Below are 17268 nucleotides of genomic sequence, written 5' to 3'. Positions count from 1 at the left end.
CAGTCGATGAAACAAGAGTTGATCCTCGCCTCGTCCAGCGCATCCCGCCAGATGCTGATGCGCAATGCGGGACTGATATTTTCGGCGATCCCGGCGGATATCGACGAGCGCGCGCTCGATGAACAGCTGGAAAAAAACGGTTCTGGGCCGGAAGAGGTCGCACTGGAACTCGCCAAGGCCAAGGCCCTCGCTGTCGGTAGGCTGCATCCAGAAGCGCTTGTTCTTGGATGTGACCAGACCATGGCGCTCGGCGCGCGTGTCTACCACAAACCGAAAAACATGGCGGAAGCTGAAGCGCACTTGCTGTCATTGTCCGGCAAGGTTCATCGCCTGAACAGTGCGGCCGTTCTTGTCCGCGGCGGTGAGGTGGTATGGCAGACGGTTTCCAGCGCTGAGCTTTCCGTGCGCAATTTAAGCGCCGAATTTGTCTCCCGTCATTTGCAACGCGTGGGAGACAGGGCCTTGAGTAGTGTCGGCGCCTATCAGCTTGAGGGGGAAGGAATCCAGCTATTTACCTCGATAGAGGGGGATTACTTCACCATTCTTGGTCTGCCGCTTCTGCCTCTTTTATCGAAACTGCGCGACATGGATGTCATCGATGGCTGATTCACGTGAAACATTAACTATAAACGCCTTCGTCGTCGGTTACCCGATCAAGCACTCCAGATCGCCGATCATCCATTCCTACTGGCTGAAGAAATTCGGCATTGCCGGTTCCTATAAGGCTGTTGAAGTTTCCCCGGATGCCTTCCCGAATTTCATTGCGGCGCTGAAGGAGCAAGATCCGGGATCCGCAGTCGGTGGAAATGTCACTATTCCACATAAGGAAGCCGCCTACAGGTTGGCGGATAGTCCTGACGAACTGGCGGAGGAATTGGGTGCCGCCAACACCATCTGGATGGAAGAGGGCAGGCTTCGCGCCACTAACACGGATGGTTACGGTTTCGTCTCCAATCTCGATGAGCGTCATCCCGGCTGGGATAAAACCGACCGCGCAGTGGTGTTCGGAGCCGGTGGGGCTAGCCGGGCTGTGGTTCAGTCGCTACGGGACCGCGGCATTGCTGAGATCCACGTTTTGAACCGCACGATCGAACGCGCCCGGGAACTGGCCGACCGTTTTGGCCCGCGGGTCTTTTCCCATCCTCAGGGCGCGCTTCATGAGGTCATGCAGGGTGCCGGGCTTTTCGTGAACACCACATCGCTCGGTATGGACGGGACCGAAGCGCCCGAACTCGATTTTTCGCCGCTCGCAGCAAATGCCGTCGTGACCGATATCGTCTACGTGCCCCTGAGAACGCCTATTTTGCAGATGGCCGAGGCGCAGGATATCGTGACTGTCGACGGGCTTGGCATGCTCCTCCATCAGGCAAAACCCGGCTTCAAAAAATGGTTTGGCGAAACGCCTGAGGTCGACGAAACCCTCCGCTCCCTCATCATCGAGGATATGGAGAAACATTGATGATCGTCATCGGTCTTACCGGCTCGATCGGAATGGGAAAAACGACGACGGCGAAGCTGTTTGCCGGGGAAGGTGTTCCGGTCCTCGACTCGGATGCGGTCGTGCACGATCTTTATCGGGCAGAAGCTGTACCGCTGATCGAATCCGCCTTTCCGGGAACAACTATTTCCGGCGTGGTGGATCGTGAAAAACTCGGCGGTGTCCTGCGGAAGAATCCGGCTAATTTCAGCAAGCTGGAAGCGATCGTCCATCCGCTGGTTCGCGAGAGACAGGAATCCTTCCTTGAGAAGGCGAGGAAGGAAGATCAGCGATTTGCTCTTCTTGATATTCCCTTGCTGTTTGAAACCGGGGCGGACGCACGTGTCGATAAAATCGTCGTCGTTAGCTGCGCGCCGGAAATACAGCGCCAGCGGGTTTTATCCCGACCGGGCATGACTGAAGAGAAATTTGAAATGATCCTTGCCCGACAGCTGCCCGACGCCGACAAGCGCCGTCGCGCCGATTTTGTCATCGATACCGGAAAGGGTGTCGAAGCGGCGCAGGATCAGGTAAGAGGGATTTTGCAGAGATTGGCTACCGATTCAGGCCAAGGAGAAAACAATGCGTGAGATCATTTTCGATACGGAAACCACAGGTCTGGAATCGAAAGTGGACCGTGTGATCGAAATCGGCGGTATTGAGCTGATCAACCATTTTCCAACCGGAAAAACGCTGCATCTTTTCATCAGCCCGGAAGACCGGAAGGTTCACCCCGATGCGCTTGCAGTTCATGGCATTACCGACGACTTTCTGAAAGACAAACCGAAGTTTGCCGATGTCGTCGACCAGATCCGCGACTTTTTCGAAGGTGCCCGCTGGGTGGCGCATAATGCGACATTCGACATGGGCTTCATCAATGCGGAATTTGCCCGTCTCGGTATTGCGCCGGTCTCAGCCGATTTGGTGACGGACACGCTTTCACTCGCCCGCCGCAAGCATCCCATGGGTCCAAATTCCCTGGATGCCCTGTGCCGGCGTTACGGGATAGATAATTCCCACCGCACCAAGCACGGTGCGTTGCTCGACTCCGAGTTGCTTGCAGAAGTCTATATCGAAATGATCGGCGGACGTCAGACGGCGCTCGGTTTCGGTTCCGCTGCCAAACAGCAAACGGTCATTATTGAAGATGACGTATCGCATGAGCCGCTGCAAAGGCCGCATCCTCTACCATCAAGACTGGATGCAGAGACCGTCGCGGCGCATGGCAAGCTCGTTCTCGGCATGGGCGACAAGGCGATCTGGAACCGTTACCAGAATTGAGCGCGCCAGGCGCTGAGATGCAACGCTGAAAAATGACGAATGCCATCAAATAAAAAACCCGGGCGAGGAACCCGGGTTTTGTTTTGTCTAAATTCTAAAAAGAGCGGCGTCGTGCGCCATTCAGTTCGGTACGGCCTGAACCTTTGCTCTGGCCTGTTCCTCGGCAACGCGCTGCGAAAACATCTGCGCGAAATCGATCGGATCGATCATCAGCGGCGGGAAGCCGCCATTGCGGGTCACGTCGGCGATGATCTGGCGTGCGAAGGGGAACAGCAGGCGAGGGCATTCGATGAACAGCACCGGCAGCATATGTTCCTGCGGGAAGCCGGCAATGCGGAACACGCCGCCATAAACCAGCTCGGCTGCAAACAGAACCTTGTCGCCATCCTTGGCTTCGGCGTTCAGTGTCAGCACAACGTCGAAATCCGAACCGGAGATCGGGTTTGCGTTGACATTGACATTGATGTTGATCGACGGCGCATTGTCACGAGCCTGAAGCGAACGAGGAGCACCCGGATTTTCGAACGAAAGATCCTTGATGTACTGGGTAAGAATGTTGAGGGAAGGACTTACTGCGCCCTGTGCGCCATTTTCAGCGGTCATTACGTTTCCTCGCGGCGTGAATTCGTGGAAGGCGGTCTATCATTTCGACCCGAGCCTTACAACCCTTCGCGATCCCTTCCGCCGGGCCGTCAGGGTTTGGGCAGGTCGCGATCATCCGGCTTGTTGGACCAGGGAGAATCCTTCGGTCCTTCGCGGTGAAACTCTTCCTCGTCGAGGTCCACCACCTTCGAATTGCCGGCATTTCCCTGATCATTGCGAGACCCGGAATAATCGCCGGGCTGAGGACCGGCCTGGCTACCTGGCTGGCGAAAAGAGCCCGCCACGACAACACGCGGCCCAAACGCTTTCCAGAAAAAACGGCGGACCACCGGCGACAAAAGCAGAAGGCCGAGAATGTCGGTGATAAAACCGGGAATGAAAAGCAGGATCCCGGCGACGACCCGCATCGCACCATTGACCAGCTCATCTGCCGGTTGGGCGCCGGTGCGCCCGGCAGCCTGGAGATTTCTCACCAGGCCAATGCCGCCGAGCCGCAGGATCAGTAACCCCAGAAACGACGTGAACAGAACGAGCGCCAATGTCAGCCACAGGCCGATCGTTTTGCCGACGATGATGAAACCGGCGATTTCCAGAATTGGCATCATGAGGATGACGATAGGGAGAAAGGAAAAACGCATCTTCTAGCCTTGCGTGTGCTTCTCTGGCAGATTGCGGGTTCCCGAGAACACCGATGATTGAATCTGCACATTTGAATGATGATAAGATGCAGACTATATGATGTTCAGGTTTTTGAATTTAAATGGCGGTTTTGGTAAAAGATGGGCTTTAGCGACTTTATCACATTGTTCTTTCTCGTTGCGGCGGTGCTGATCTTTCTTCAGCTGCGCAGCGTTCTCGGGCGCCGAACCGGCAATGAGAAGCCGCCATTCGATCCCTATAGCCCGCGCGATGTCGCGAAAGGCCCGGTCACGGACGATAACAAGGTCGTGACCCTGCCGAAACGCGCCGAGGGGGAGGATGAAAACCGCTTTGCCGAGGCGGATGCTCTGGCACCTGTCGATACCGCCTTGAATACATCCCTGCGCGAGCTGATGACCAAGGACCCGACATTCCGCCCCAAGGAATTCCTGAACGGCGCCCGCATGGCCTATGAGATGATCGTTATGGGTTTTGCCGATGGCGATCGCAAGACACTCAGGAACCTGCTGTCGAAAGAGGTTTTCGACGGGTTCGATGCGGCTATTTCCGAGCGGGAAGGTCGCGGCGAGGTCGTGAAGTCCACTTTCATCGGAATAGAAAAAGCCGATATCACCCAGGCGGGTATCCGCGATTCCGAAGAGCAGATCACGATCAGAATTGTCAGCCAGCTGATTTCGGCCACCTATGACAAGGACGGCAAGCTGGTGGATGGCGATCCGGATAACGTTGCGGAAGTGGACGACATCTGGACCTTCTCGCGTGACGTTCGCTCGCGTGACCCGAACTGGAAGCTGATTGCCACCGAATCCGAGCAATGAATACGCCCTTTTCGTTCGAAGAAGTTTCTTTCGGTGATCTGCCGGGATGGCAGGAAGACGATCCGCGCACGCTTTTCCCGACGATGCGGACCATCCTGTCGCATCTCCGGACCGCAAAACCTTACAGGACCGGCGCTCTCGGGCTCACCGCCGCCGATCTGGTTTCTCTTCTGGATATGGCCGATCAGGGACAGGCCGATAGTCCGGAACAGGCGCGCCGGTTTTTCGAAACGAATTGTGTGCCTTTTAAAATTTCACCGCCCGGAGGAAAAAGCGGTTTCGTAACTGCTTTTTATGAGCCGGAGATCGAGGTATCGTCCGCCCGTGACGATACCTGGCGGTATCCAATCTACAGTCGTCCGCCGGAGTTGGTGGATATAGACGATAATAATCGTCCCGCCGGTTTTGATCCGTCCTTTGCTTTCGGCAAGGAAGACGAGGACGGTATTTCCTTTTTTCCCGATCGCCGCGCGATCGATGAAGGATATCTGGAGGGCAGGGGACTTGAGATCGCCTGGGCTAAATCCAAGGTCGATCTGTTTTTCGTCCATGTTCAGGGCGCTGCCCGTCTTCTGTTTCCTGACGGAGAGGTAAAACGCATTACCTACGCCGCCAAGGCCGGGCATCCGTTTTCGCCGATCGGCCGGCTGCTCCTGGATCGTGGGGAACTCGATCCTAAAACGGTCTCCATGCAGACGATCCGCAAATGGCTTGCCGACCATCCGGATGAGGTGGACGGGGTGTTGTGGCATAACCGCTCCTATATTTTTTTCCGGGTGGCCGATGTCGCCGAGCTGGGCATGGGACCGATCGCCGCCGCCAAAGTGCCGCTGGTCGCTGGACGGGCGCTTGCGGTGGACAGGCTTATCCATACTTTCGGTTTTCCCTTTTTCATCCATGCGCCGTCATTGACCCATCTGGATGAAGGAAAATCCTTCGCGCGGCTGATGCTGGCGCTTGATACGGGGTCGGCCATTGTCGGACCTGCCCGGGGAGATATTTTCACCGGTTCCGGTTTAGAAGCGGGAGAACTTGCGGGCACGGTGCGCAACGATGCCGATTTTTATATACTGTTGCCGCATGTTGCTGCGGAAAGGTATCGGCGATGAAGGGTAGTCGGAAGCTCGGCAAGGAAGAACGCATTCTGTGGGGTAAAGTCGCAAGAACTGCGCGGCCGATCTCCGGCAGGCTGGAGGATTTGCTGGCTTTCGACGATATTGAGGAAACCCCGGCGGAACCCGTCGTTCCGCAAACCGGCATCGGTGTCTTCCCGCGCATGCTTGCTGAGCCGGTGGAGGTGCTGCCCGCCACGCCGGACAAGAAGCTCAAAATTCATCAGCCGATGGAAAAGCCGGTCAAGCGTAAGCTGACGCGCGGCCGGCTGCCGCTGGAAGGACGTATCGATCTGCATGGCATGTTCCAGAGCGAAGCCCATGCGGTTCTGCTCGATTTTCTGTTGCGGGCGCACGAACGGGGCCTTCGGCATGTGCTCGTCATCACCGGCAAGGGGCGCTCCATCGGCAGTGACGGTGCGCTGAAAAGAGCTGTGCCCATGTGGTTCTCCAAACCGGAATATCGTCACCTGATTTCGTCCTATGAGGATGCATCGGCCAATCACGGCGGCGATGGTGCGCTCTATGTCCGGCTGGCGCGCCGCAAGGGTGAAAAATCATGACGCCCTTTGCCGAGGCCGTGCGGCTGCTTCGCGAGCGCAAGGGTGTAACGCAGAGGGAAATGGCGGCGGCAATCGGCGTCTCTCCCGCTTACCTCTCGGCGCTGGAACACGGGAAACGCGGCAAGCCGAGCTTCGATCTTCTCCAGCGCATCGCCGGATATTTCAACATTATCTGGGACGAGGCAGAGGAATTGTTCTTTCTCGCCGGTTCCTCCGACCCGAAGGTGGCGATCGACACGGTGGGTCTGCCGCCGCAATATACGGCTTTCGCCAATCGGCTGGCGCGGGATATTCGCAAGCTGCCGCCGAGTGTGATAGAGGAACTGTCAGCGGTGCTGCAAAAAAGCCGTTCTTGCGATTGAAACCCCTCTATCCCCTGCTTTATGCAGCGTCCTGAGGCATGCAGCCTTTGGGTTTGGGTGTAGAATTTCTATAGTCGTATGTCGGATTTGAGTGATTCGCAGGCTTCGGGCCTTCTCACTGAAAACTTGGCCAGGAAATTTTGGAAAGAGTACTTATGACCGAAACATCGTCAAGCGAAGTCGGCGCGAACACTGAATACGGAGCCGATTCGATCAAGGTCCTCAAGGGTCTTGATGCTGTGCGCAAACGGCCCGGCATGTATATCGGCGATACCGATGACGGTTCCGGCCTGCATCACATGGTCTACGAAGTGGTCGACAACGCCATCGATGAGGCACTCGCGGGTCATGCCGATCTGGTGACGGTGACGCTGAACGCCGATGGATCTGTGACGGTAACGGATAACGGACGCGGCATCCCGACCGACATCCATTCGTCCGAAGGCGTTTCCGCTGCGGAAGTCATCATGACGCAGCTTCATGCCGGCGGAAAATTCGACCAGAACTCCTATAAGGTTTCCGGCGGTCTGCACGGCGTTGGCGTGTCGGTGGTGAATGCGCTCTCCGTCTGGCTGAAGCTCAGGATCCGCCGCAGCGGCAGGCTGCACGAGATTTCCTTCACCCATGGCGTTGCCGATGCGCCGCTCTCCGTCATTGGCGAATATGAAGGCCGCTCCGGCACGGAAGTCACCTTCCTGGCCAGTCCCGAAACCTTCACCATGACGGATTACGATTTTGGTACGCTGGAACACCGCCTGCGCGAACTGGCGTTTTTGAATTCCGGCGTGCGTATCGTGCTCACCGACAAGCGTCATTCGGATATCAAGCAGGAAGAGTTGCTATACGATGGCGGTCTTGAAGCCTTCGTGCGTTATCTCGACCGGGCCAAGAAACCGCTGGTGGACAAGCCTATCGCCATTTATAGCGAAAAGGACGGCATCACGGTTGAGGTCGCCCTTTGGTGGAACGACAGCTACCATGAAAATGTACTCTGCTTCACCAACAACATTCCCCAGCGCGACGGCGGCACCCATATGGCCGGCTTCCGCGCAGCGCTGACACGCCAGATGACATCCTATGCCGAGACATCCGGCATCATGAAAAGGGAAAAGGTGAGCTTGCAGGGTGAGGACTGCCGCGAAGGTCTGACAGCCATTCTTTCCGTCAAGGTCCCAGACCCCAAGTTTTCCTCGCAGACGAAGGACAAGCTCGTTTCGTCCGAAGTACGCCCGGTCGTGGAAAGTCTCGTCAATGAGGCTCTGTCCACCTGGCTCGAAGAACATCCGTCTGACGCGAAGATCCTTGTCGGCAAGGTGGTGGAAGCGGCTATTGCCCGCGAAGCCGCCCGCAAGGCGCGCGAACTGACGCGCCGCAAGGGTGCGCTCGATATCGCCTCTTTGCCCGGCAAGCTTGCCGACTGCTCCGAGCGTGATCCGGCGAAATCCGAACTCTTCCTCGTCGAGGGCGACTCCGCTGGCGGTTCGGCCAAGCAGGGCCGCTCGCGCGAAACGCAGGCCATCCTGCCGCTGCGCGGTAAAATCCTGAACGTTGAGCGCGCCCGTTTCGACAAGATGTTGTCCAGCCAGGAAATCGGCACACTGATCACCGCGCTCGGCACGTCGATCGGTAAGGATGAATTCAACGCGGACAAGCTGCGTTACCACAAGATCATCATCATGACGGATGCTGACGTCGACGGCGCCCACATCCGTACCCTGCTGTTGACTTTCTTCTTCCGCCAGATGCCGGAACTGATCGAGCGCGGCCATCTCTACATCGCCCAGCCGCCGCTTTATAAGGTGACGCGCGGCAAATCCGTGCAGTATCTCAAGGATGAGAAGGCGCTGGAAGAATACCTTATCTCCATGGGCCTTGAGGAAGCGTCGCTCACGCTCGGCTCTGGAGAAGTGCGCATCGGCGCCGATCTCCGCGAGGTCATTCTCGACGCTGTGCGCATGCGCATGCTGATCGATGGCCTGCACTCCCGCTACAGCCGCTCGATTGTGGAGCAGGCCGCCATTGCCGGTGCGCTCAACCCCGAGCTTTCGGCCAATGCCGCGCGTGCCGAGGAAACCGTTGCCGAAGTGGCGCGGCGTCTCGACATGATTGCGGAAGAAACCGAACGCGGCTGGTCTGGCACGGTGTTGGAAGACGGCGGTTTGCGCTTCGAGCGCATGGTGCGCGGCGTAAAAGAAGTCTCGACGCTGGATATGGGCCTCATCGGTTCGGCCGATGCCCGGCATATCGATCAGCTCACAGCTCGCACGCGCGACATCTACGCCACCCCGCCGGTCCTGCAACGCAAGGACGGTACGATGGAACTCCCCGGTCCGCGGGCGCTTCTGGAGGCGATTTTCGCTGCAGGCCGCAAGGGTCTTTCCATGCAGCGTTATAAGGGTCTCGGCGAAATGAATGCCGAGCAGCTGTGGGAAACGACGCTCGACGCCAATGCCCGATCGCTGCTGCAGGTCAAGGTCCCTGATGCGACGGATGCCGATGGCCTGTTTTCCCGCCTGATGGGCGACGAGGTGGAACCGCGCCGCGACTTCATTCAGGAAAATGCCCTGAGCGTTGCGAACCTCGATATCTAGTCCTGTGGGGCGTCTCGCATAACGATTCACGTGAAACGAAACTTTAACAAAAGGCCCGGTGGTTGATTTCCTCTGGGCCTTTTGTCATCGGACTTGCCGCATATCAATCGGCCTTGACGATGAACCGCCCTTCGAAAGCTACGTCTGAAAGGGGCAGCCGCTTGCTCGGCACTTCCCGTTCCGCCAGATCGTCTGGAAGAACGCCCTTGTCGGTCATGGTGCCGATGGCAACCGCCGCCTCCACCTTGTATCCATCAGGAACATCAAGCTTTTCAACGATCTGGTCTTTCAATATGCCAGCCATGCCATGGGCGTGGTAACCAAGCAGATGCGCCTGCATGGCAAGCGAAAACCACGCCGCGCCGGCATCGAAGGAATGGGTCCCGGATGGTTTTTTCTCGCCCTCGCGCGAGATATTGTAGCTGCGGGAGATGACGAAGAGCAGCACGGAGGCATTTTTCGCCCAGCGCTGGTTTGCCTCCACCAGAAGTTCCACGAAAAGCGGCCAGTTTTCGCTATCCTTGTGCGCATAGACAAACCGCCACGGCTGCTGATTGGAAGCCGAGGGCGCCCAATGCGCTGCGTCGAGAATGGTCAGCAGATGTTCGTGCGGCATGGCGCCGCCATCAAAGGCGCGCGGAGACCAGCGATCGAGGAAGAGGGGATCGACGGGATATTCGGATTGCCGGGAATTGCTGTTCGTCACAGACGTGTCCTTTTGGTTGACGGGAAGGAAAAGGTATTTTTCGAAAGTCAGAGCAGTCAAGGGGTGACAAGTATGAATGCATCGTTCATATATGCATTATCTTGTCTGACAACCGGGAGAGAGTTCCATGAAATTGATGCGCGTTGGCCAGCCCGGCCAGGAAAAACCTGCGATCCTCGATGCGGAAGGAAAAGTCCGCGATCTGTCCGCCCATGTCAAAGACATCGGTGGGGAAGCCATTTCTCCGGAAGGCCTGAAGAAGATCGCCGCCATCGACCTTGGCACTCTTCCCGTGCTTAGCGAAGAGCGCATTGGCGCCTGCGTTGCCGGAACCGGAAAATTCATCTGCATCGGCCTCAACTTCTCCGACCACGCCGCTGAAACCGGTGCCACCGTACCGCCGGAGCCTGTCATTTTCATGAAGGCAACGTCTGCGATCGTCGGCCCGAATGATGATGTCGTCATTCCGCGCGGTTCCGAAAAGACCGACTGGGAAGTCGAGCTTGGCGTGGTCATCGGCAAGACGGCTAAATATGTTTCGGAAGCCGATGCTCTCGATTACGTCGCCGGTTATTGCGTTTCGCACGATGTTTCCGAACGCGCCTTCCAGACGGAGCGCGCCGGACAGTGGACCAAGGGCAAGTCCTGCGACACATTCGGTCCGATCGGCCCCTGGCTGGTGACGAAGGAAGAAATCACTGAACCGCAGAACCTCGGCATGTGGCTGAAGGTCAACGGTCAGACGATGCAGGATGGCTCCAGCAAGACCATGGTTTATGGCGTCGCGCATGTCGTTTCCTATCTCAGCCAGTTCATGTCCCTGCATCCCGGTGATGTCATTTCCACCGGCACGCCTCCCGGCGTCGGCATGGGCCAGAAGCCGCCGCGTTACCTTAAGTCCGGCGATGTCGTTGAACTCGGCATCGAGGGCCTCGGTTCCCAGAAGCAGACTTTTGTCGCCGACATCTGATTGTCGACCAGAGCATTTCCAGTAAAAGCGCGCAGGGGTTTTATGTCCGGAAAATGCGTAACGCCAAACAGATAAAGCACGTCTAACGATTCCGTTTAAACTGGACGTGCTCTAGCGTTCAACTGAATTGAGACGCCGGCGGGAAACCGTCGGCGTCTTCGGTTTTGTGCAGTTGCGAAAAGCTGCTATGGTCAAAAAAAGAGCTTGATCCGCGAGGGAGGCGTAATCAGTGTTCTACCACCTTTATGAAATGAACCATGCGGCAATGGCGCCACTGCGCGCAGGTGCCGATATGATGCGCCAGGCCTGCAGCAATCCTCTGAACCCGCTTTCCAGCACCGCTTTCGGGCGCAGCCTCGATGCCGGCTTTGAGGTGTTCGAACGCCTGACACGCCGTTACGTCAAGCCGGAATTCGGTCTTGGCACCACGGTTGTCGATGGCGAGACCGTTGCTGTGACCGAAGAAATCGTCTGGTCGCATCCATTCTGCAATCTCGTTCATTTCAAAAAAGAACTCGATACGGCCCGCAAGTCCGATCCGAAGGTGTTGCTGGTAGCGCCGATGTCCGGCCACTATGCCACATTGCTGCGGGGGACGGTCGAAGCACTGCTGCCATCGGCGGATATCTACATCACCGACTGGATCGATGCCCGCATGGTGCCGGTAAGCGACGGGACCTTCGATCTCGACGACTACATCAGCTATGTCATCGATATGCTGCGCGAGATCGGGCCGGGCGCGCATGTGGTCGCCGTCTGCCAGCCGTCGGTGCCGGTGCTGGCCGCCGTCTCTCTCATGGAAGCCGATGGGAATAGTTTCGCGCCGGCATCCATGACATTGATGGGCGGCCCGATCGATACGCGCATCAATCCCACTGCGGTCAACGGTCTTGCCACGGCCAAGCCAATCGAATGGTTCCGCGACAATGTCGTCATGCAGGTGCCGTGGCCGCAGCCCGCTTTCGGCAGGACCGTTTATCCCGGCTTCCTGCAATTATCCGGCTTCATGTCCATGAACCTCGACAAGCACATGACGGCGCACAAGGATTTCTACCTTAATCTCGTCAAGAACGATGGCGATTCCGCCGAAAAGCACCGCGATTTTTACGACGAATATCTGGCCGTCATGGATCTGACGGCGGAGTTCTATCTACAGACGGTGGAAACGGTCTTTATCGAACACGCATTACCGAAGGGAAACATGCTGCATAGGGGCAGGGCGGTCGATCCCGCTGCCATTCGCAATGTCGCATTGTTCACCGTGGAAGGCGAGAATGACGATATTTCCGGCGTTGGCCAGACCAGGGCGGCCCACGATCTTTGCCGGAATATCCCTGATGAAAAACGCGCCCACTATATGCAGCCGGATGTCGGCCATTACGGTGTCTTCAACGGGTCGCGTTTCCGCAAGGAGATCGTGCCGCGTATGCTGGAATTCATCCGCAAGCATGAGACCGCATAGAGTGGAATGGCAGGCGAAGCCGCGCATTTGCGTGGCCAAGCCGGTGTCGAATCGGCTATGAACCACTCATGTTTTCGTTCCTCAGAAAATCCGTGAAGTCGCCGGCGCAAAAAAAGACGGCACCGAGCCAGCGCACGGTCGAGGTCGCCGGTCGGCATGTGCCGATTACGGTGAAGGAAAATCCGCGTGCCACGCGTATCACCCTGCGCATCGAACCCGGTGGTCGGGCATTGGCGCTGACGATCCCGATCGGGCTTCACCACGGCCAGGTGGATGATTTTCTCGAAAGGCATCAAGGCTGGCTGGAAGGCAAGCTTTTAAAGTTCGGCGCCGATGACGGCTTGCATCACGGTGCGACCATCGATATTCGCGGCATATCCCATCATATCCACCACACTGGCAGCCTGCGGGGCCTGACCCATATCGCCAAAGACGAGAACGGCACGGCGGTTTTAAAGGTCAGCGGCGCGCCCGAACATCTGCGCAGACGGGTGGCGACCTTTCTGAAAAAGGAAGCGAAGGCCGATCTGGAAAGACTGGTTGCCGTTCATGCAAGCGCCGCCGGAAAGCCGGTGCGGTCCATCAGCATGAAAGATACCCGCAGCCGCTGGGGTTCGTGCTCCCATGATGGAAATCTGAGTTTCTCATGGCGCATCGTCATGGCACCGGAGAAGATCATCGATTATCTCGCCGCCCATGAGGTTGCGCATCTGCGCGAAATGAACCACGGCCCGAAATTCTGGGCGCTGTGCGAAAAGCTTTGCCCACACACACAGGAAGCCAAGGAATGGCTGAAACGCCATGGCTCCAAACTCCACGCCATCGATTTTGATTGAAAGTGGAGACGTGGATCGCCATCTGGATTCACGTGAAACATTCCATGGAAAACGGGTGCGATTTGGCTCGACTCTTGTCGCATTTCGTGTCAGGTCGCGGATATGAAACCGGATATCAAGATTTGCGGATTGAAGACACCGGAAGCGCTGGAACGTGCCGTTAGGCGCGGTGCCTCCCATGTCGGCTTTATTTTCTTTGAAAAAAGCCCGCGCAACATCGAGCCCGATATCGCCGGCAGGCTGGCGGAAGCCGCCCGTGGCGCCGCCAAGGTGGTCGCCGTTACCGTCAATGCCGATAATGACGATCTGGATGAGATCGTCGATCTGTTGAAGCCGGATATTCTGCAGTTGCACGGCAGCGAAAGCCCGGAACGGGTGCTGAACATCAAGGCGATCTACGGTCTCCCGGTGATGAAAGCCCTTTCCGTTCGCGATGCCGCTGATCTTGCCAAGATCGATCCCTATATCGGCATAGCCGACCGTTTCCTGCTGGATGCCAAGGCGCCTGCCGGTTCCGATCTGCCGGGCGGCAACGGCGTCTCCTTCGACTGGACCATCCTGCGCTCTCTTGACGGAAGTATAGATTACATGCTTTCCGGGGGCTTGAATAAGGATAATGTCGCCGAGGCTCTGGCCGAGACGGGGGCAAGCGGAATAGATTTATCGTCCGGTGTCGAAAGCGCGCCGGGCGTCAAGGATCTGGCCATGATCGACGCATTCTTCGATGTGGTGAATGATTGGTCGAAAGGCCCAAAGGGAGCTTGAAGTGAACGACGCGCCAACACCCAATTCTTTCCGCGCTGGTCCCGATGAGGACGGCCGCTTCGGCATTTACGGAGGCCGCTTCGTTGCCGAAACGCTGATGCCGCTCATTCTGGATTTGCAGGCGGAATGGGACAAGGCCAAGACCGATCCTCAGTTCCAGGCCGAACTCAAATATCTCGGCACCCACTATACCGGCCGTCCAAGCCCGCTTTATTTCGCGGAACGCCTGACGGCGGAACTCGGCGGCGCGAAGATCTATTTCAAGCGCGAAGAGCTGAACCACACCGGCTCGCACAAGATCAACAATTGTCTGGGCCAGATCCTGCTTGCCAAGCGCATGGGCAAGACCCGCATCATTGCCGAAACCGGCGCCGGCCAGCACGGCGTTGCCTCCGCCACCGTCGCGGCGCGCTTTGGCCTGCCTTGCGTCGTTTATATGGGCGCGACGGATGTTGCCCGTCAGGCGCCGAATGTTTTCCGCATGAAGCTTCTGGGCGCTGAAGTGAAGCCGGTGACGGCCGGTCACGGCACCCTGAAGGATGCCATGAACGAGGCCCTGCGCGACTGGGTCACCAATGTCGACGATACCTATTACCTGATCGGCACGGCGGCCGGTCCGCATCCCTATCCGGAAATGGTCCGCGATTTCCAGGCGGTGATAGGCGAGGAAGCCAAGGTACAGATGCTGGAGGCGGAAGGCCGTCTGCCGGATATGATCATTGCGGCTGTCGGCGGTGGCTCGAACGCCATCGGCATCTTCCATCCTTTCCTTGATGACAAGAATGTCCGCATCGTTGGCGTAGAAGCTGGCGGCAAGGGTCTTTCGGGTGATGAACATTGCGCATCGATCACGGCCGGTTCGCCGGGCGTTTTGCACGGAAACCGCACCTATCTGCTTCAGGACGGCGACGGCCAGATCAAGGAAGGCCATTCCATCTCCGCAGGTCTCGATTATCCCGGCATCGGCCCTGAGCATTCCTGGCTGAACGATATCGGCCGCGTGGAATATGTGCCGATCATGGATCATGAGGCGTTGGAAGCCTTCCAGATGCTGACCCGCCTTGAAGGCATCATTCCGGCGTTGGAGCCAAGCCACGCATTGGCGGAAGTCATCAAGCGCGCGCCGAAGATGGGCAAGGACGAAATCATCCTGATGAACCTCTCCGGTCGCGGCGACAAGGATGTCCACACCGTCAGCAAGTTCCTTGGAATGGATGTATAAGATCATGACTGCACGTATGGACAAGCGCTTCGCCGATCTGCGGGCGGAAAATCGCCCGGCCCTGATCACCTATTTCATGGGCGGCGACCCGGACTTCGAAACTTCCCTCGGCATCATGAAGGCCTTGCCGGAAGCGGGTGCCGATGTCATCGAGCTCGGCATGCCGTTTTCCGACCCGATGGCGGACGGCCCGGCGATCCAGCTGGCAGGACAGCGGGCGCTTAAAGGCGGCCAGACGCTGAAAACCACGCTTGATCTCGCCCGCGAGTTCCGCAAAGACGACGATGCGACCCCGATCGTGATGATGGGATATTACAATCCGATCTATATCTACGGCGTCGACAGGTTTCTGGACGATGCGCTGGCGGCCGGTGTCGATGGCCTGATCGTGGTCGATCTGCCGCCGGAAATGGACGACGAGCTTTGCGTGCCTGCCTTGGCGCGCGGCGTCAATTTCATCCGTCTCGCCACGCCGACGACGGATGGCAAGCGCCTGCCTGCCGTTCTTAAAAATACCTCAGGCTTCGTCTATTATGTCTCCATGAACGGCATTACCGGTTCCGCACTTCCAGATCCCTCGTTGATCTCGGGCGCGGTCGGTCGTATCAAGGCGCATACGGATTTGCCGGTTTGTGTCGGTTTTGGCGTCAAGACGGCCGATCATGCTCAGGCAATCGGTGCTGTGGCGGATGGTGTGGTGGTCGGTTCGGCCATCGTCAACCAGATCGCCGGTAGCCTGACGAAGGACGGACAGGCGACCACCGATACCGTGCCGGCCGTTACGACGCTGGTAAAGGGACTTTCAACGGGCGTGCGTGCGTCGCGCCTTGCCGCTGCGGTATAAGCGCGCGGCCCAGTAAGGAGTAGTCAGTTGAACTGGATCACCAATTACGTACGGCCCCGGATCAATTCCATGCTTGGCCGCCGCCCGGAGGTTCCGGAGAACCTGTGGATCAAGTGCCCGGAAACGGGCGAAATGGTCTTCCACAAGGATCTGGAAGACAACAAGTGGGTCATTCCGGCTTCCGGTTATCACATGAAGATGCCGGCAAAGGCGCGCCTTATCGATCTCTTCGATGGCGGCGTCTATGAGGCCTTGCCCCAGCCGAAGGTGGCGCAGGATCCGCTGAAGTTCCGCGATTCCAAGAAATATACCGATCGTCTGCGCGACAGTCGGACGAAGACCGAACAGGAAGACACGATCCTTGCCGGCGTCGGTCATCTAAAGGGGCTGAAGATCGTTGCCGTCGTGCATGAATTCCAGTTCATGGGCGGCTCGCTCGGCATTGCGGCCGGTGAAGCCATCGTCAAGGCGTTCGAGCGCGCCATTTCCGAGCGTTGCCCGCTCGTCATGTTTCCGGCCTCCGGCGGTGCCCGCATGCAGGAAGGCATTCTCTCGCTGATGCAGCTGCCGCGCACCACGGTTGCGGTGAACATGCTCAAAGAAGCGGGCATGCCCTACATCGTGGTTCTGACAAACCCGACGACGGGTGGGGTGACCGCTTCCTACGCGATGCTGGGCGACGTCCATATCGCCGAGCCGGGTGCCGAGATTTGTTTTGCTGGCAAGCGCGTGATCGAGCAGACCATTCGCGAAAAGCTCCCCGAAGGCTTCCAGACGTCGGAATACCTTTTCGAGCACGGCATGGTGGATATGGTGATCGACCGCCGCGAAATTCCCGATACGCTGGCGAGCCTTCTCAAGATCATGACGAAGGCTCCGGCAGAAGCGAACGCGGTCGTTCCGCTTGCGGCTTCGGCCTGACGGAAAAATATGTCGCCCGGAGGCGGGAAATCGCCTTCGGGATGATGTTATACGTTGTATGATTTCATCTCGGGT

At 57.7% G+C, this 17268-nt stretch carries 19 protein-coding genes; 16 read left to right on the top strand and 3 right to left on the bottom strand.

What is annotated here, in order from left to right; genetic code table 11:
- The first annotated feature begins 6 nt into the window (after positions 1 to 6).
- Genes RS75_RS08550 through dnaQ form a run of 4 tightly spaced genes read left to right on the top strand, consistent with a single transcriptional unit; the run spans position 7 to position 2758 of the window.
- On the top strand, positions 7 to 606 hold the full coding sequence (locus tag RS75_RS08550) for a Maf-like protein (RefSeq protein ID WP_045019274.1): 600 nt from the start codon (positions 7 to 9) through the stop codon (positions 604 to 606).
- Positions 599 to 1459 carry a shikimate dehydrogenase gene (locus RS75_RS08545; RefSeq protein WP_045019272.1) on the top strand — a complete coding sequence of 287 codons (861 nt, stop codon included), beginning with the start codon at positions 599 to 601 and terminating at the stop codon, positions 1457 to 1459. The genes RS75_RS08550 and RS75_RS08545 overlap by 8 nt, the downstream gene beginning before the upstream one ends.
- Complete coding sequence (coaE, locus tag RS75_RS08540; protein ID WP_045019270.1) at positions 1459 to 2067, top strand: dephospho-CoA kinase; 609 nt, start codon at positions 1459 to 1461, stop codon at positions 2065 to 2067. Before RS75_RS08545 ends, coaE begins: the two co-directional genes overlap by 1 nt.
- Positions 2060 to 2758, top strand: coding sequence for a DNA polymerase III subunit epsilon (gene dnaQ, locus RS75_RS08535; RefSeq protein WP_045019269.1), 699 nt, complete (start codon positions 2060 to 2062; stop codon positions 2756 to 2758). Before coaE ends, dnaQ begins: the two co-directional genes overlap by 8 nt.
- 120 nt (positions 2759 to 2878) lie before the next feature.
- On the opposite strand, the gene secB is transcribed toward dnaQ, so the two are convergent.
- A complete protein-coding gene (gene secB / locus RS75_RS08530; RefSeq protein WP_003516359.1) occupies positions 2879 to 3361 on the bottom strand; it encodes a protein-export chaperone SecB in 483 nt (160 codons plus the stop codon).
- 89 nt (positions 3362 to 3450) lie between these two features.
- Positions 3451 to 3999, bottom strand: a complete 549-nt coding sequence (locus RS75_RS08525; protein WP_045019267.1) for an FxsA family protein — start codon at positions 3997 to 3999, stop codon at positions 3451 to 3453.
- 141 nt (positions 4000 to 4140) lie between these two features.
- On the opposite strand from RS75_RS08525, the gene RS75_RS08520 reads away from it, so the two are divergent.
- The 5 genes from RS75_RS08520 (at position 4141) to gyrB (ending at position 9467) form a co-directional block, all read left to right on the top strand.
- Positions 4141 to 4839, top strand: a complete 699-nt coding sequence (locus RS75_RS08520; protein WP_045019266.1) for a Tim44/TimA family putative adaptor protein — start codon at positions 4141 to 4143, stop codon at positions 4837 to 4839.
- Positions 4836 to 5948: a murein transglycosylase A gene (gene mltA / locus RS75_RS08515; RefSeq protein ID WP_045019265.1), complete on the top strand. Its 1113-nt coding sequence runs from the start codon at positions 4836 to 4838 to the stop codon at positions 5946 to 5948. Before RS75_RS08520 ends, mltA begins: the two co-directional genes overlap by 4 nt.
- Positions 5945 to 6514, top strand: coding sequence for a Smr/MutS family protein (locus tag RS75_RS08510; RefSeq protein WP_045019264.1), 570 nt, complete (start codon positions 5945 to 5947; stop codon positions 6512 to 6514). Before mltA ends, RS75_RS08510 begins: the two co-directional genes overlap by 4 nt.
- Positions 6511 to 6876: a helix-turn-helix domain-containing protein gene (locus RS75_RS08505; protein WP_045019263.1), complete on the top strand. Its 366-nt coding sequence runs from the start codon at positions 6511 to 6513 to the stop codon at positions 6874 to 6876. Before RS75_RS08510 ends, RS75_RS08505 begins: the two co-directional genes overlap by 4 nt.
- Before the next feature lie 155 nt (positions 6877 to 7031).
- Positions 7032 to 9467, top strand: a complete 2436-nt coding sequence (gene gyrB, locus RS75_RS08500) for a DNA topoisomerase (ATP-hydrolyzing) subunit B (RefSeq protein WP_045019262.1) — start codon at positions 7032 to 7034, stop codon at positions 9465 to 9467.
- A 103-nt stretch (positions 9468 to 9570) separates the two neighbouring features.
- On the opposite strand, the gene RS75_RS08495 is transcribed toward gyrB, so the two are convergent.
- Positions 9571 to 10173: a nitroreductase family protein gene (locus RS75_RS08495; protein ID WP_045019826.1), complete on the bottom strand. Its 603-nt coding sequence runs from the start codon at positions 10171 to 10173 to the stop codon at positions 9571 to 9573.
- A gap of 127 nt (positions 10174 to 10300) precedes the next feature.
- On the opposite strand from RS75_RS08495, the gene RS75_RS08490 reads away from it, so the two are divergent.
- The 7 genes from RS75_RS08490 to accD all read left to right on the top strand — a co-directional run bounded on the left by RS75_RS08490 (position 10301) and on the right by accD (position 17193).
- On the top strand, positions 10301 to 11143 hold the full coding sequence (locus tag RS75_RS08490) for a fumarylacetoacetate hydrolase family protein (RefSeq protein WP_045019261.1): 843 nt from the start codon (positions 10301 to 10303) through the stop codon (positions 11141 to 11143).
- A 229-nt stretch (positions 11144 to 11372) separates the two neighbouring features.
- Positions 11373 to 12605 carry a polyhydroxyalkanoate depolymerase gene (locus RS75_RS08485; protein ID WP_045019260.1) on the top strand — a complete coding sequence of 411 codons (1233 nt, stop codon included), beginning with the start codon at positions 11373 to 11375 and terminating at the stop codon, positions 12603 to 12605.
- Between the two features lie 68 nt (positions 12606 to 12673).
- A complete protein-coding gene (locus RS75_RS08480; RefSeq protein ID WP_045019259.1) occupies positions 12674 to 13441 on the top strand; it encodes a M48 family metallopeptidase in 768 nt (255 codons plus the stop codon).
- Positions 13442 to 13543: 102 nt separating this feature from the next.
- On the top strand, positions 13544 to 14206 hold the full coding sequence (locus RS75_RS08475) for a phosphoribosylanthranilate isomerase (protein WP_045019258.1): 663 nt from the start codon (positions 13544 to 13546) through the stop codon (positions 14204 to 14206).
- Position 14207: 1 nt separating this feature from the next.
- Positions 14208 to 15428, top strand: coding sequence for a tryptophan synthase subunit beta (trpB, locus tag RS75_RS08470; protein ID WP_045019257.1), 1221 nt, complete (start codon positions 14208 to 14210; stop codon positions 15426 to 15428).
- 4 nt (positions 15429 to 15432) lie between these two features.
- The gene (trpA, locus tag RS75_RS08465) at positions 15433 to 16272 is read left to right on the top strand and encodes a tryptophan synthase subunit alpha (RefSeq protein WP_045019824.1); all 840 of its coding nucleotides are present in this window, start codon (positions 15433 to 15435) and stop codon (positions 16270 to 16272) included.
- Between the two features lie 27 nt (positions 16273 to 16299).
- Positions 16300 to 17193, top strand: coding sequence for an acetyl-CoA carboxylase, carboxyltransferase subunit beta (gene accD, locus RS75_RS08460; protein ID WP_045019256.1), 894 nt, complete (start codon positions 16300 to 16302; stop codon positions 17191 to 17193).
- Positions 17194 to 17268 lie beyond the last annotated feature (75 nt).

The organism is Rhizobium nepotum 39/7, from assembly GCF_000949865.1.
In the GTDB taxonomy this organism is placed as follows: domain Bacteria; phylum Pseudomonadota; class Alphaproteobacteria; order Rhizobiales; family Rhizobiaceae; genus Agrobacterium; species Agrobacterium nepotum.
Note: the sequence above shows the minus strand (reverse complement) of the source record. Positions and strands in the feature narration are given on the sequence as shown.